Annotated in this window: 13 protein-coding genes and 1 pseudogene; 9 read left to right on the plus strand and 5 right to left on the minus strand. The window is 36.5% G+C overall.

Going from position 1 to position 14,829, the window contains the following annotated elements:
- Positions 1-2: 2 nt before the first annotated feature.
- Positions 3-521, plus strand: a complete 519-nt coding sequence (gene dsbB, locus Q4489_RS14990; RefSeq protein ID WP_303481741.1) for a disulfide bond formation protein DsbB — start codon at positions 3-5, stop codon at positions 519-521.
- 54 nt (positions 522-575) lie between these two features.
- Here dsbB and Q4489_RS14995 read toward each other — a convergent pair whose 3' ends face one another.
- Positions 576-1,217 (minus strand): LiaF domain-containing protein, encoded by a 642-nt coding sequence (locus tag Q4489_RS14995; protein ID WP_303481743.1) that lies wholly within the window; start codon positions 1,215-1,217, stop codon positions 576-578.
- Between the two features lie 377 nt (positions 1,218-1,594).
- On the opposite strand from Q4489_RS14995, the gene map reads away from it, so the two are divergent.
- The 4 genes from map to Q4489_RS15015 all read left to right on the plus strand — a co-directional run bounded on the left by map (position 1,595) and on the right by Q4489_RS15015 (position 6,471).
- Positions 1,595-2,383 (plus strand): type I methionyl aminopeptidase, encoded by a 789-nt coding sequence (gene map / locus Q4489_RS15000; RefSeq protein ID WP_303481745.1) that lies wholly within the window; start codon positions 1,595-1,597, stop codon positions 2,381-2,383.
- 31 nt (positions 2,384-2,414) lie between these two features.
- Complete coding sequence (gene glnD, locus Q4489_RS15005) at positions 2,415-5,039, plus strand: [protein-PII] uridylyltransferase (protein ID WP_303481748.1); 2,625 nt, start codon at positions 2,415-2,417, stop codon at positions 5,037-5,039.
- A 24-nt stretch (positions 5,040-5,063) separates the two neighbouring features.
- Entirely contained in the window at positions 5,064-5,894 is an 831-nt protein-coding gene (gene dapD / locus Q4489_RS15010) for a 2,3,4,5-tetrahydropyridine-2,6-dicarboxylate N-succinyltransferase (protein WP_303481751.1), read from the plus strand.
- Between the two features lie 244 nt (positions 5,895-6,138).
- A complete protein-coding gene (locus Q4489_RS15015; RefSeq protein ID WP_303481754.1) occupies positions 6,139-6,471 on the plus strand; it encodes a hypothetical protein in 333 nt (110 codons plus the stop codon).
- Position 6,472: 1 nt separating this feature from the next.
- On the opposite strand, the gene truC is transcribed toward Q4489_RS15015, so the two are convergent.
- A complete protein-coding gene (gene truC / locus Q4489_RS15020; RefSeq protein WP_303481757.1) occupies positions 6,473-7,225 on the minus strand; it encodes a tRNA pseudouridine(65) synthase TruC in 753 nt (250 codons plus the stop codon).
- Between the two features lie 75 nt (positions 7,226-7,300).
- On the opposite strand from truC, the gene Q4489_RS15025 reads away from it, so the two are divergent.
- From Q4489_RS15025 to Q4489_RS15035, 3 genes are all read left to right on the plus strand, one after another.
- Positions 7,301-8,311 carry a DUF3549 family protein gene (locus Q4489_RS15025; protein WP_303481760.1) on the plus strand — a complete coding sequence of 337 codons (1,011 nt, stop codon included), beginning with the start codon at positions 7,301-7,303 and terminating at the stop codon, positions 8,309-8,311.
- Positions 8,312-8,319: 8 nt separating this feature from the next.
- Complete coding sequence (locus Q4489_RS15030) at positions 8,320-8,619, plus strand: DUF3301 domain-containing protein (protein WP_303481763.1); 300 nt, start codon at positions 8,320-8,322, stop codon at positions 8,617-8,619.
- A gap of 748 nt (positions 8,620-9,367) precedes the next feature.
- Positions 9,368-10,465: a hypothetical protein gene (locus Q4489_RS15035; protein ID WP_303481766.1), complete on the plus strand. Its 1,098-nt coding sequence runs from the start codon at positions 9,368-9,370 to the stop codon at positions 10,463-10,465.
- A gap of 214 nt (positions 10,466-10,679) precedes the next feature.
- Here Q4489_RS15035 and Q4489_RS15040 read toward each other — a convergent pair whose 3' ends face one another.
- The gene (locus Q4489_RS15040; protein ID WP_303481769.1) at positions 10,680-11,486 is read right to left on the minus strand and encodes a hypothetical protein; all 807 of its coding nucleotides are present in this window, start codon (positions 11,484-11,486) and stop codon (positions 10,680-10,682) included.
- A 372-nt stretch (positions 11,487-11,858) separates the two neighbouring features.
- Positions 11,859-12,782, minus strand: coding sequence for a LysR family transcriptional regulator (locus Q4489_RS15045; RefSeq protein ID WP_303481772.1), 924 nt, complete (start codon positions 12,780-12,782; stop codon positions 11,859-11,861).
- A 123-nt stretch (positions 12,783-12,905) separates the two neighbouring features.
- Between Q4489_RS15045 and Q4489_RS15050 the strand changes: the two genes are divergently transcribed.
- Positions 12,906-13,391 carry a VOC family protein gene (locus tag Q4489_RS15050; protein ID WP_303481775.1) on the plus strand — a complete coding sequence of 162 codons (486 nt, stop codon included), beginning with the start codon at positions 12,906-12,908 and terminating at the stop codon, positions 13,389-13,391.
- An 866-nt stretch (positions 13,392-14,257) separates the two neighbouring features.
- Here the strand turns inward: Q4489_RS15050 and Q4489_RS15055 are convergent.
- Positions 14,258-14,761 (minus strand): annotated as a pseudogene (locus Q4489_RS15055) (PhzF family phenazine biosynthesis protein); the annotation flags it as partial.
- Between the last annotated feature and the right edge of the window lie 68 nt (positions 14,762-14,829).

The following is a 14,829-nucleotide window of genomic DNA, read 5'->3' on the forward strand; positions in this document are numbered from 1 at the left end:
TTGTGAATTTTTTAAGTCGCTTAACAACAAATAAAAACGCTTGGTTATTACTGTTCATTAGTGCGTTGTCACTAGAGTTTACCGCTTTGTATTTTCAGTACATGATGGAATTAAAGCCGTGTGTCATGTGCATCTATCAACGTGCTGCTATGTGGGCCATTGTGTTTGCAGGGATCGTTGGTTATTTCACTTGCTCTTCTGTTTTCGGGCGTTTGATTGCATATGGTTTATGGGCGACTGGCGCTATTTGGGGTCTGTTAATCGCTAACGAACATGTTGATATGCAAAATGCTTCAATGGCGTTTTTATACGGTTGTGAATTAGTACCCAATTTTCCACAATGGGCACCATTACACGAATGGCTACCAGCGCTATTTAGAGCTGATGGTAGTTGCAGTGATATTGATTGGCAATTCTTAGGTTACAGTATGCCACAATGGATGGTGGTAATTTATAGCGTTTATACGGCTCTTTTTGCGGTGATTTTGCTTAGCAGACTTAAACAAAGCAAAATGTTTTAATTTATCAAACCCCAAAGGTCATGTAGAAGGTCTTTGGGGTTTATTTTCACCAGATTAATTAAACATTTTTTTCATACTGTCAGCAAAAGCAACAAACTTCTCTTTAATAGTACGTTTCAATTTAATATCAACACCGCCAAACACAACAAAGCCTTCAATGATAATTGTTGGTGCGTTTTTGTGGCCAAATGAAGGTGCTTTATTCGAAACACCACCAAAAATACAAAAAGCTTTCGAAACAACGTTTACATTTTCGGGTACATAAACATTTTCCCCCCCGAATAAACAAAACACTTTTAACGTTGTACGCTGTTGTGAAAATACTGCTTCACTAAAATCAATATTGCTTCCGCCAAAAACACTGATGGTTCTTAATTCCTTGGCAACAGACCAACAACCGCTGCGATCACTACCACCAAAGATATTCACCATGTAATCAACATTTTCACCGTCATGAGGGGCAAATTGTGGTTCAAAGTCGCGTTGTTTATTTTCAACATAGTCTTTATCTACTTCTAGATCTAAATCTTCCGCTAATGCTGCTATTTCAACATTATTTTGGCTATTCATTGCGATATCAAGCCGCCTTTCAAAAGCCTCAAATGATAATTTTCCATGACTGTAATTCATCACGAGTTGGTCAATCACTTCATCACGAACTGCTTCTGTTGGTCTATCTTCAATTTTCACCGGCATAAGAACGTCCTATTTCATTGTAATATAATGATTCAAGCAAATTACACACCAAAAGAATATAACTATTTAAAACAATAATCTAGATAAGATAATTAAGAATTAAAATAGTCAATTTCACGTTTATTCGTTAAATTAACAACATTATCGCTTAATTAGCCACTACTAAGATTTCAACCAATATTACCAATTGACGTTTTTCCCATAATCAATAAATCACGTAAATAAAGATGCTCTATTACAATAGTTTCTTCATTCTATAGTCAAACTTTTAAAAAAAAGTGAATAATGGGTTACTCAATGTAGGAATGTGAAAATATTCCATGTAAAATCTGAACGATTATTACGTGACCCATAATTTGGCATATATTGAGACTTTAATGACCATTAATATTAAAAGCCTAGAAGAAATAGAAAAAATGCGCATAGCTGGTAAGCTAGCATCAGACGTTTTAACAATGATTGAGCCGCATGTAAAAGCAGGTATTACTACTGACGAGTTAAATACTATTTGTGCACAATACACAGAGAATGAGCAACAGGCTATTTCGGCCCCGCTGAATTATCATGGTTTTCCTAAATCAATTTGTACATCAGTTAACCATGTTGTATGTCATGGTATTCCTAATGATGTTCCACTAGAAGATGGCGATATTATCAATATCGATATAACCGTGATAAAAGATGGCTTTCACGGTGATACCAGTAAAATGTTTTTAGTAGGAGATGTTTCACCGGAAGATAGTCGACTGTGCCGTATTACTCAAGAAGCACTCTATGTTGGCTTAAAAAAAGTAAAGCCGGGAAACACTTTTGGTGAAATTGGTAGCGCAATACAAAAATTCATTAAAAAGTCAGGCCGATATTCGATTGTTAAGGAATATTGCGGTCATGGCATTGGTACTGAATTTCATGAAGAACCTCAAATTGTGCATTATAAAAACAATGACAAAACAAAAATGCAAGAAGGCATGTGTTTTACTGTTGAACCCATGATCAACCTTGGTCGTGCCAATACGGTTTTAGATAAACAAGATAACTGGACGGTATATACCATAGATGGTAAAAAGTCAGCACAGTGGGAACATACTATAGTGGTGACTAAAACCGGTTGTGAAATTCTTACTTTACGTAAAGAAGAGTCTATTCCAAGAGTTTTACATAACTAATTCAGTCGTTAACTTATAAGAGAGTGCAATTTTGCTTGATGAAAGTATAGTTCCTCAATGCTTTACCGATCGCCTTTGTATTAGCGCTCCAAGCATTGACACCGTTGATATTTGCCAACTAAATGAAGAATTCTATCATTGGCAAAAAGAGCAATTTATCAGCGAAGATGTAAGTTTTGTACTGAATGCAAGAGCACACTTTGTCGATAAAGTATTGACGAAGCTCTGGGCACAACATCAACTTGATGAATACCAGTTAAGCTTATTAGCTGTAGGCGGTTATGGTAGAGGTGAATTGCACCCTTTTTCAGATGTAGATATTCTACTGCTAACCCAAGAAGATCTACCTCAAGATTTGGCCGACAAAATTTCGGCCTTCATCACCCAACTGTGGGACATTAAACTCGATATTGGTCATAGTGTTCGCAGTATAAAAGAATGCCTAAAACAAGCTGTAAATGATGTAACCGTTGCGACAAATTTAATGGAAATGCGAAAAGTTTGCGGTAACAATGCACTCACAGAGCATTTACAACCCTTATTAAATGAAGATGTATTTTGGACATCAAAGAAATTTTTTGTAGCCAAACGTGAAGAACAATTAGCACGTCATAAACAGTACAATGGTGCTTCATATAACCTTGAGCCTAATTTAAAAGCTAACCCTGGTGGCCTAAGAGATATTCAAACCATTGGTTGGGTTGCTAAACGTCATTTTAATGCAGATTCACTCGAAGAATTAGTAGAACACAAATACCTAACCAACAACGAATACAACGAACTACTTGAGTGTCAAAATTACTTGTGGCGTATGCGTTGTGCCCTGCACTTTATCGCAAACCGTAGTGAAAACAGATTATTGTTTGATCATCAAGCTGATGTTGCTAAATTACTTGGCTTTGGTGATCAAGGTAAAGTTGCTGTTGAACGTATGATGAAACGATTTTATCGTATAATCGGCCGCGTTGCTGAGCTTAATAAAATGTTATTACAACATTTTGATTACTCTATTATTCGTGATAAAAAGCATAATAAAGAAGTCATACTTAATGACGATTTTGTTATTTTAGATGGTTATATAAAAGCAACAAATAAGCATATTTTTATGCGTTCCATAAACATTATGGAAATGTTTTTGTTAATTGCTAAACATGAAGAAATCATTGATTTACATTCTGAAACGCTACGATTAATGCGAAATGCACGCAGGCGGTTAGTTTCAGGATTGATGGATTATGCCCGATGTAGAGAAATTTTCTTAGAGATAATCAAACATCCTCGAGGGCTCGGTTTGCCCCTTTCTTTGATGCACAGACACTCAATTTTGAGTGCTTACCTTCCTGCTTGGCGTAATATCGTTGGGCAGATGCAGTTTGATTTATTCCATGCATATTCTGTCGACGAACATAGCTACCGTTTATTGAAAAATCTTTATCGTTTTACCCTAAAAGAGCACTCTCAAGAATTTCCGTTGTGTAGCCAAATAGTACAACGGATCAGAAAACCTGAAGTGTTATTTTTAGCTGGCATTTTTCACGATATTGCTAAAGGTAGAGGTGGTGACCATGCTGAATTAGGGGCTGTTGACGCTCTACAATTTAGTCATGATCATTTACTAAATAAACACGACGGTAGAATGATTTCTTGGCTGGTTAAAAATCATTTATTAATGTCTGTAACAGCACAAAGACGCGATATTTCAGATCCAGAAGTGATCAAAAACTTCGCTAGCATTGTTAGAGATGAAGCGCACCTTGATTACTTATACTGTTTAACGGTTGCTGATATGCGAGCAACCAATGAAAGTTTATGGAATAGTTGGAAAGAGAATTTATTAAAAGAATTATACTCTTCAACAAAAAGAGCCTTTAGACTTGGTTTAGAAAAGCCCGTTGATTTACGTGAACAAATTAGAGAAAACCAACAAGGCGCTACACAATTATTATTAGCACAAAACTTTAACGAAGCTGAAATTAAAACGCTTTGGCGTGAATTTAAAGCAGATTATTTCTTACGTTATGCGCCTGTGCAAATTTCATGGCATTGCTCGCATATTTTAAAACACGACCGTGATCAGCCTTTAGTATTGATCAGCCCTACCCCTTATCGCGGCGGCACTGAAGTTTTTGTTTATACCAAAGATAGAGCAAATATCTTTGCAACAATTGTTGCCTTATTAAGTGTTAAAGGTTTTTCAATTCATGATGCAAAGATCATCACCAGTAAAGCAGGCTATACCGCTAATACTTTTGTGATTTTAGACCAGCAAGGTAACGCTATCGACGATAGTTACCGAGCAGTTGAATTAGGCCAATCCTTAACAAACGTATTGGCCCAAGGCACCATTGAATTTACATCAAAACCAAGAACAAAACGACTACAACAATTTAGAGTCCCTACACAAATTAGCTTTGTTGAAACACCTACACAACGTAGCACATTACTCGAAATAGTCGCCTTAGATAAACCTGGGTTACTTGCTGATTTTGCAGATGTGTTTCAACTTTGTAAAATTAATATTCATTCAGCTAAAATCACTACATTTGGTGAAAAAGCAGAAGACGTTTTTATTATCTCAAACGCTGAAAACAAGGCGCTAACCGAAGAAGATAAAGCGCAATTAACAGCAAAATTGAAAGAAGAATTAGATAGTTAGTATTAACCAATATTAGGAAAAACTATGTCAGAATTACAATCGATCATTGAACAGGCGTTCGAACAGCGCATGGACATAACGCCTGCGACCGTTTCAACGGAAATAAAAAATGCCGTTCTTGATGCCTTAGAAGCATTAAACAATGGTTCAGCCCGTGTTGCAGAAAAAATTGCCGGTGAATGGGTTGTTCATCAATGGCTTAAAAAAGCTGTTTTACTGTCATTTCGTATTTGGGATAACGAAATTATAGACGGTGCGGAAAGCAAATTTTATGACAAAGTTCCTCTAAAATATAGCGATTACACGGAAGAAAAATTTGCTCAAGAAGGCGTACGCATTGTACCACCGGCAGCAGTTAGAACAGGTAGTTACGTTGGTAAAAATGTTGTAGTGATGCCAAGCTACATCAACATTGGCGCATTTGTAGACGAAGGTTGTATGGTTGACACATGGGCTACTGTTGGCTCATGTGCACAAATTGGTAAAAACGTACATTTATCAGGGGGTGTGGGCATTGGTGGTGTTCTTGAGCCTTTACAAGCCGGTCCTACGATCATTGAAGATAACTGTTTCATTGGTGCTCGTTCAGAAATTGTTGAAGGTGTCGTAGTAGAAGAAGGCGCTGTTATTTCAATGGGTGTATATATCGGACAAAGTACCCGTATTTATGATCGTGAAACCGGTGAAGTTCATTATGGTCGTGTACCTGCGGGCTCAGTAGTTGTGCCAGGTAACTTACCCTCAAAATGTGGAACTTACAGCTTGTACGCTGCGATTATCGTTAAAAAAGTAGATGCTAAAACAAGAGCGAAAGTCGGTATTAACGCACTTTTACGCTCTGTAAGTGAAGAATAATCGTTAATTTATAAGCCGTATCTAACGCCTTTCTTTGATAAAAAGTAAAGGCGTTATTTTTTTGACACTAAGTGTTTACACAAACATTTTCTTAATTTTTACCGTTAAACCCTCCTACAACACTGCATTTATTAATCTTGATATTCAATAAGTTAAAGAAATATCAAACACTAATAAACAAACAAAAACACTTCTGGCATAGCCTTTGCGATAGCACATTGTATTTCAAATTAGGTGTAGAATTATGAATGTGATCAAATGGGCAATGGTAACCGCAGTACTGCTTTGCACGGCATGTAGCAGCACAGAGCCTCAAGTAAGATATATTGACAAAAAACCACTCGTATCAGATCACCAGTTAATGATGTCATTGCTCGAGCGTCCAATAACCACAGACCAGCGTATCATGCTTGCCTTTGCAAACTATCAAACAGAGATGCAACATACGTTAGATACCACGACTTTTGTGCGTCCTATTTCAATCACAGGCTCTACCAGCAGTAATGGCATTCCTAACTACTACCAAACATTAATTGCTAAAGATATTAATGCAGCCGCAATTCGTGGCCCAGAGTAGTTTAGATAAGCGACTGTGGCCAATTCAACGTGTGAAACACCTTCTCCCATTGTTGGTCAAATGAAGCCTTGATTGTTACCTCACGGTTAGTTATCGGATGAATAAATGACAACGATTGCGCATGCAACATTAACCGCTTAATACCAAAGTGCTGATAAAAAAATGGGTTTTGTTTATTGTCACCATAATTTACATCACCAATTATCGGATGTCTTAAATGCGCTAAATGTCTACGAATTTGGTGCCGTCTACCAGTTTGAGGAGACAGTTTAATCAATGAATAACGTACTGTTGAATACTTTCCTAACGGTATTGGTAACGTAGCTGTTGCAACACTTTGATAATCGGTAATTGCATCTTTTGCTTCTTGATCTTTGTTAACAAACTTATCGCCAATTTTGTCTAGCTTTATTTTTATAGGGTGATCTACTCTCCCCTCTCCTTCAAGATGTCCACGAGTCAACGCATAATAAGTTTTGTGCATTCGCTTTTCTTGAAAAGCACTATTTATTTCTCGGGCAACATTTTCTGATAGTGCAAACAACAACACCCCTGATGTTGGTTTGTCTAACCGGTGAACAGGGTAAACATATTGGCCTAAATGATCTCTTAATAACTGCAACGCAAAGTACTTTTCGTCTTTGTCTAGAAAGCTTCGGTGAACAAACAAACCTGCCGGTTTATCAATCGCTACAAGATACTGATCTTGGTATAATATTGTCAATTCAGGTTTTTCAGTAATAATCGCAGACAAAAAGTTACCGCCTAATGTTTAGTTTGTTGTGTATTATCTCTATAATACGCGCACGTTTCGAGAGTTATTTTTCCTATGAGCACCATTGCAACAATCACCGAATTACTCACTTTATCCCAATGCCAATATCGCATTTATGATTTGGGTCGACGAGTAGAAAAACTGAGTAAAGAGATCTTCGAAAAGCTCGAACACAATCAATTACCTCACCCTACGCCTATTCAAGGTCATGCACACTTTGCCGTTTGTTTTTGGCAACAAAAATCAGCAAGCCCCTACTTATGGTTTATCAAATTACCCCTTGATGAACGAGGATTGATTAACCAAGGGGCCAGAAATCATTTTATTGCCATCATTGTTGAAGCTTTAGGCACTGATTTATCAGTAAATCCAACAGAAAAACAAGAAGAGCTTCTGAAGAACAACCCGTATATTTTCACGCCAAGCCAATACAAACTTGCCATGCTTAACAGTTTTCTCACCGATGAATTAAAACAGCCTGCAAGTAAGTACTACCAAGGGGTTGTCACATATTTATCAGAGCAGAAATGGCAAAATTGGCAGCAAATAGGTGCGCAAGGTATTACTGACTTTGCTGTACGTTTTAACCACGATAATCATCAAGACCTTCTTATTGCAGCTTTACCTCATCTACCAGATAACGTATTACAACCATTGTGTAGTGCACTTGAAAATATCACCTTGCCTTTAAATGTGATTCAAGCCATTATTGAACGCTTAAAAAACACTGAAAGTGCGATAACACAACAATCAATGTTTAGAGCTTTAGCCACAAGTGCCGAACACCCATACGTGGTTGACTATATTGATCAGATGTTAACTGATGAAACACTTGCCCCTGACATGCTTGTCATTTTAGCTGGTAGATGCTGGCAAATACTTGCTGATAAAGACCGTTGTCTGGTTTTTTTAGAAACGTTAGTACGAAAAGCTCCAGATATGTTTGCCGCTCTATTTAAAGATTTAGTTGCGATCCCCAGTGTTCGCCCTTATCTCTTTCAATGTATGCGGGATACCGAACGTAGCCCTGCGCTTGCCAAAGCAATTGGCACCTTGTTTAATTAAGGAACATCATGGGCGACTTTTACATTATCATTTTAATTTTTCTCATTTTTTGGTTCTTTATTTTTCAACGCAAAGTGTCTGAAACCGCCAAAAAACATGTTGACCGCTATTGCCAGCAAGAAGGCTTACAATTTATATCTGTTGCTAGACGCACGACTAAACTTTCATTTTCAAAAAGATATGGACCTTATTGGCAATGCGTATTTGATTTTGAGTTTAGCGGTGATGGAGAGTCAACGTATACAGGAGTGTTATCAATGGCGAATTTAAAGCTAGAAAACATCATAACGCCCGCCCATCGTATTTAATACGGTACCTGATTATACACAGCAAAAAAGTTGATGGTTAATACCCTGATTTGCCAGAAAAGCAAAAAGAAAAAGCGACATAATGTCGCTTTTACTCTATGCTCTGGTACGTCCTGTACCTGAACTATTGCTCAGTGTCTTCTTGACGAGTGTCCATACTCATTTTACAAACGCTCCTTCGTACAAATAATAGTTGTTCCCTGTATCAACATCCTGTTGAAACGTTATCCTTATTAGCGTCCTGCTACTATTATTTGAGTAAACATCCCCTGTAAATTTTCCGTTTGCTTTCCTTTTTAAACTGAGCCATAACAGTTATTTGATTATCCATTATCAATTATTACTTCATCGTCCCTAATGCAAAATTCCTTTTCGCTTTGTCTTCCTGACATGATTAATTCTAGCAAAACGATACAAATGGAAAACCAACGAAAATAAAAAAATGCCTGAAAATTATAGACACATTAAAGTAAAAAAACATTTAATCATTTAAATTCAACAACTTAATAAACATACAAGTTATTAACTTACAGTTTCTATCTCTAAATCTGACATTATCGTAAGAAATATCTCACAGGCTTACCTTCCAAAAGTAGCATCACGGAAATTTTTCAATATCGAACAAAGATTAAACGAAAAAATAAACTTCTGTATGAATAGTAAAAATTTCGCTGACATTTACATAAAAAATGATTACCCTTGCGGTAGCTTTATTTCAATCCTCATAAGCGTTTCATTTGGAGAGTTTGTGCCGTTATTTTTATCTCTTTTTTGTAAACATGGTGTTGATAATAGAATACGCTTTAGCGTTATTATTCTTGCAAGCCATGTATGTTTTTTACTTTTTTCAGCAATGTTTCATGCTTTTATTACTATAAAACTGTTTAGCGCAGTTCTAGGTAGTATTATTATTTTCTATTCAAGTAAACGCCGCTTAGCTGATGCACAGCTTCATGGCCCATGGTTGTACATTCCTGCCGTTAGCTTTTTGCTTTCAGCATGTTTAATGATCTTTATCGATATTGCCGCATTATATTGGTTAATATTGTTACCTTTGGCATTAGCGTCTTTGTTGCTTACATATCCAGGTAAAGCAAAAAACATCCGCAGAAAGTATATTCTTGGTTATGCTGGACCTGTGGATTTATCTATTTATAAAGATAAACAAGTACAAGCCAATCAGAGTCGTGTTGAGCCCAACATTGGTGGCGTTAATCAGCCATTAATTGCAGAGGCGGAACTCGCAACTAACCACTATCAACATCAAGCGTATCAAGCTAAACCAACAAATAGTACAAGTGATTTAGGTGAACTGATCAGGGCTAAGTTACTCGGTAAAAACAGCAAATATACGCTGAGTGCATTAGCTGCAATAGTCGTTTTAGGCATTGTAATAACGAGTTTGTTATCCATTGACAATAAACCAGAAGAACCTGAGCCATTAGTCTCTACTGAACCTGAACTTAATAGCGAGGCTCTAGAACGCTTCAACCCAATTGCTCTGCCCGATGAATTTACATTAAGTTTAAGTGCATACGAAGGAATATTTATAAGTTGGCAGGCCGATATTGTAGAGCAAAACACCGTTTGGGAACTAAAAACCGGACAAGGCGATAAATCTTGCAGTCATTTAACTTTTAACAATCAAAAAACATTCAGACCGTTACAAGTAACAGTAGAAAATCAAGACACCTATATTGCATATTTTTCACCGTTAGATAGCCCAGATATTTTAAACAATATTGTGTATCGAGGCAGCTTTACCTTGTGTGGATACGACTTTTCATTAAAAGGTACGCAAGCAATAATAGGTAAAAGTAACGAATACGCAAAACTGTTACCTTGATGTGAATTAGTCTCAACTTGATACGCCTATAAGGTTTGATCAATGTGTTGTATTCATCGGTTGAACTCTCAGCGCAATGCAGGCATTTAGGGAGTAATACTGTTCGATTTTTATTACCCGATGCATTGCCAAATGAGTCGGTTATACATTTTATTAAGCCGGCTTTTTGGGTAGAGGTCTTATGCGCGTATTGCTGGCACCCTTAGCGAGAAAATCAAGCGTCAGTTCCTGACAATTTTTGAACTTCTTGATATTTACAAATAAACTTCCCTGAATTTTTATCAAACACTTTACTAATTCCACTAATTTTTACTTTTAAGCCCCTTAAAGCCCTTATATCATTTTTCATGTCTCGCAATTGTCTTTTTTCATCTTTGCCAAATTTAGGGATAAACGAAAAAGTTTTTAAAAACATGGCATTTCCACAATGATCAATAAGCTGGATATCGGTGTTTTCATCATACTTAAAAGTTAAATGGTGAGTATAGTCTCTGCTCATCGCTTCTTTATCAACCCTTGGACCAACTCTACCTGAAGCACTCAACACAATACCTATGTGGCTATCTGTCGATAGTTCGCTACTGCCTATAACTTGAACTTCAATTGGTTCACTCATTATTTGTTTATACAACACAAAATCTGTTTGGCCCACTATGACTAGATCACGATACGAACAACCACCTTCATTAAACGTATTATCTTGTTTTATACCGGATAGCTTGATATCGACAGCTCTGAGCCCTCTGATATTTTGCATTAACCCTTTAGCCGTTTTTGTTAATGTTTCTGAATCTAACGTATTAAAAATGAAACTTTTATGGAAAAAGCCAATAGAGCAATAATCTAGCTTTGTTCCTCCCGAAAAGTACAATTTTTGAATTAATGTAGAACGCCCTTTTTCAGGGTGCTGTCTAATAATATCAACGTTTACTTTCGCTGGCTTTCCAACAAATTCTAGGTTTGACGCAAATATTGGATATGAAATGGTGAGCAATAATAACAATGTATAAACGTATTTCATCGGCTTAATTCCTTTTTAAGTTTAATGATGTCGAGTATCGAAATATAGTCAAATAATATTATGAATATCGGTTTTGGGGGCCAATAACCAACCAATCTCTGTTATTTTAATGATAAACGTGCAACTTGAGACTAATGGTTATGGTTCAATAACCGAATCTGAACGTCAGCTTTTACAAACTACCACTCAGTCTATCAGATTATGTATCACCTAAGCCCCCATATGAGTTACTACACTTAATATAAAGCTATTGTTTTGTATGCTAATAACTCAAATACAGTAACACAACCGCATGATGGATCATTTCCTCCCCCCGTTTTTCACAAGGTTGTTTTGTTGACTTTGGTTTTATCTTTACAAATACCACAACTTTTATGGTTCGTTACGTGTCTCAAAAACACTTTTTTCAAAATACCCCCCTAGCATCGTTTTTATTAAATCAAAACGTTTAGGTAGCGATCTACCACGCTTTTTCACAATATATAGTGTTTCTACAACGTGTTTTTTAGTTTCCAATACTTTTAATTGTTCTCGAGCATTAAAGCTATCAACAGCACTTTTAGGTAACACGGTAAAACCTAAACCACTCGCGACAGGAGCCAAAATCTGGCTAATTTGGTTTACATAACCGGTCACAGGTATTTTCTCTACATTAAAATCAACACTAATAAGTTGATCGTTTTGTGCAAAATAACGCGTTAAATAATGTGTTGCATCAGGGTGGCTAATTAAGCCTAGGCGCATTAAGGTATCTTCTGTATCAACTTCATCGTCAGTATTAATGTCAGCCGGAACCACTAAACAAAGCTGCTCTTGACCAACCTTTTGAACATCAAGCATCCTTCTGTCTTGCACGTCGGTAACTAGGCCAAGATCAACTTCCCCGCTTTCTACTTCCGTTAAAATTTGTTCATTTGGTGCCGCTTTAAGTTGCATGATAAGTGCAGTATAACGACACTGAATAGTTAACAACTTCGGGTATAAAATCAACGCAAGTGCACCAGAGCATGCTAATGTACACTTTCCTGAAAATGGATCATCAAACGTTAACTGTTCAAGTATCTGCTGTTCATTCTTGTACAGTTGCTTTGCATAATCATAAATTAATCGGCCTTGTTCTGTTATATCAAAACTTTTCTTATCTCTACGAATAAGTTGATGTTCACACGCTTCTTCAAGCTTTCTAATATGCTGGCTAACACCTGGTTGTGTCATATACAACTTTTGTGCTGCTTTAGTGAAATGCCCAGTATCGATTAACGTAACGAACGTTTTAAGCCAGTTAGGGTTTAACAAAATGCCACCATAATAACAAAATATTATTATTTTGATTATATATGATAATTTTTGTTAATTAAATTAACTCAATATACTTACCCCATCAAAATCATAAGTGAAGAAATAGATCGGGAGAAGATAATGAAAATGAATCATATAGGCATCATGGTTGGTGATATGAACAAAGCGGTCGAGTTTTATACCAAGGTACTCGGCCTCAAAGTAATTATGGATAACACGCAAGTCATTGAAGAACGTGAAACAGCAATTGGTAGAATGTGTATAGCGGTTTTTGGCCCTGGCTTTAAAGGGTTCAATATTGCTCACTTAGTTACTACAGATGGTATTGGTGTAGAATTATTTGAAATGAAAGATCGTCAAGAACGTCACCCTGTTGACTTTTCTCGTATTGGTATTTTCCATTTTTGTTTACAAACAGATGACTTTGAAAGTGTAATAGAACGCACCAAAGCCTTTGGTGGTAAAGTACGTATGGATATTATGCGTTACCACCCTGAAGATGATAGTAAACCTGCTAAAATGGTGTATTTAGAAGATCCATTCGGTAATTTATTTGAACTCTATTCACATAGCTATGAAGAAACCTACGCTGTTGAATATGAATAAACCCCTGACGATTTTCTGTCGGTGTTTTAATCTTTGATGACATTAAAAATGTGGTATAAGTGTGTTAGGGATAATACGATTAAGCACATTCAATGGTAGCATGCATGTGCTATAAGAAATTACCGCAGTAAAAAGAAAAAATGCGGCTCATCATGAGCCGCACTTCTCTAACTAGCTGTATGCATCCTGCATTCAAGTATCCCGCTTCATCCTTAAACAGCTATCCTTAGCCTTTCCTGGTTAATTCCATTAACGTCCTTCAAGTTCCTTCTAAGTAGCTTTCCTAAGCCACAACAAAGTCCTTAACTATCCGTGTTTCAGCGTTCATCCTTAATACAAATCCATTTGGCCTTCAATAACCCCATCCTAGGGTATCTCCTTGAGAGCGCTATGCTCTTGACCTTCCTAGTCAATGTCTTCCTGACATGATTAATAATACGCTGACACAGTTATTTTTCATTAATCTATTCACATAAAAATTTTTGTAAAGTAGATGTAAAATAAATATTAATATAAAAAGTCTTTTTATAACAATAAGTAATGAAAATTTATTTCCACTTAACTACGATAAATAACTCAATATCTCACGACCTTGTAAGACATGTCTTACAAATTATGTTGCTAATGTCTGCATTGGAAATATTGAACAGAATCGTGAATAGTAATTAATTAATGGTGCGATTCGGTTTATCGATTGTTTTATCGTGGTTAATTTATTTTATTCGCTAATAATAGCTGTGATTAACAAGAAATATCTTGTTTGATTTAGTTAAGGTTCACCTCTAACACTTTAATGGTTTTGACAACTCAACTGCACTTGCTTCATGAACAGCTTTTAAACCAACTATTACTATTCATAGGTAAATTTATACCGTAATGGTACCTTTTAAATACTGCACAGCTTTACCTAATAATTGAACGCTATTTTTACCAACATTACATATAATTTCGCCACCACGCTTTGAGGCTTGATAAGCGACTAATGATGATTTGTTCAACTTCTCTGCCCAATATGGAGCTAACCCCGTATGAATAGAGCCAGTAACAGGGTCTTCATCCCCACCATTTGCAGGCCAGAAATAGCGTGAAATAAAGTCATATGTTTCTGATTTAGCGGTGACAACAACATCGTATGGCGCTAGTTGTTTTAATAAATCATTATTAGTGACCACTGAAATTACATCCATTTCGTTTTCGTAAACCACAAAGTATGCTTGGTTATTTTGCAACACTTCAATAGGCTTAATTGAAAGTCCCTTTAGCAATGCAAGCGGCACGTCAGTCACTAATGCAGGAGGTCTACTTGGAAAGTCCATTTGAATATAACCGTCACTCATTTTTGTAATTGATAAATGACCAACTGTAGTGGCACAATAAATTTGGCCATCTAATTAGAGGTGATAGAATCACCGCAACTGATTAGGTATTAATATGACAA

Origin of the sequence: Thalassotalea sp. 1_MG-2023 (genome assembly GCF_030546745.1) — a bacterium.
Lineage (GTDB): Bacteria > Pseudomonadota > Gammaproteobacteria > Enterobacterales > Alteromonadaceae > Thalassotalea_C.

Coding starts and splice junctions, on each gene's coding strand:
- Q4489_RS14995 (WP_303481743.1), bottom strand. CDS start 1,217: ATGCCGGTGAAAATTGAAGATAGACCAACAGAAGCAGTTCGTGATGAA.
- Q4489_RS15030 (WP_303481763.1), top strand. CDS start 8,320: ATGGGCGACTTTTACATTATCATTTTAATTTTTCTCATTTTTTGGTTC.
- Q4489_RS15040 (WP_303481769.1), bottom strand. CDS start 11,486: ATGAAATACGTTTATACATTGTTATTATTGCTCACCATTTCATATCCA.
- Q4489_RS15025 (WP_303481760.1), top strand. CDS start 7,301: ATGAGCACCATTGCAACAATCACCGAATTACTCACTTTATCCCAATGC.
- map (WP_303481745.1), top strand. CDS start 1,595: ATGACCATTAATATTAAAAGCCTAGAAGAAATAGAAAAAATGCGCATA.
- Q4489_RS15050 (WP_303481775.1), top strand. CDS start 12,906: ATGAAAATGAATCATATAGGCATCATGGTTGGTGATATGAACAAAGCG.
- dapD (WP_303481751.1), top strand. CDS start 5,064: ATGTCAGAATTACAATCGATCATTGAACAGGCGTTCGAACAGCGCATG.
- Q4489_RS15015 (WP_303481754.1), top strand. CDS start 6,139: ATGAATGTGATCAAATGGGCAATGGTAACCGCAGTACTGCTTTGCACG.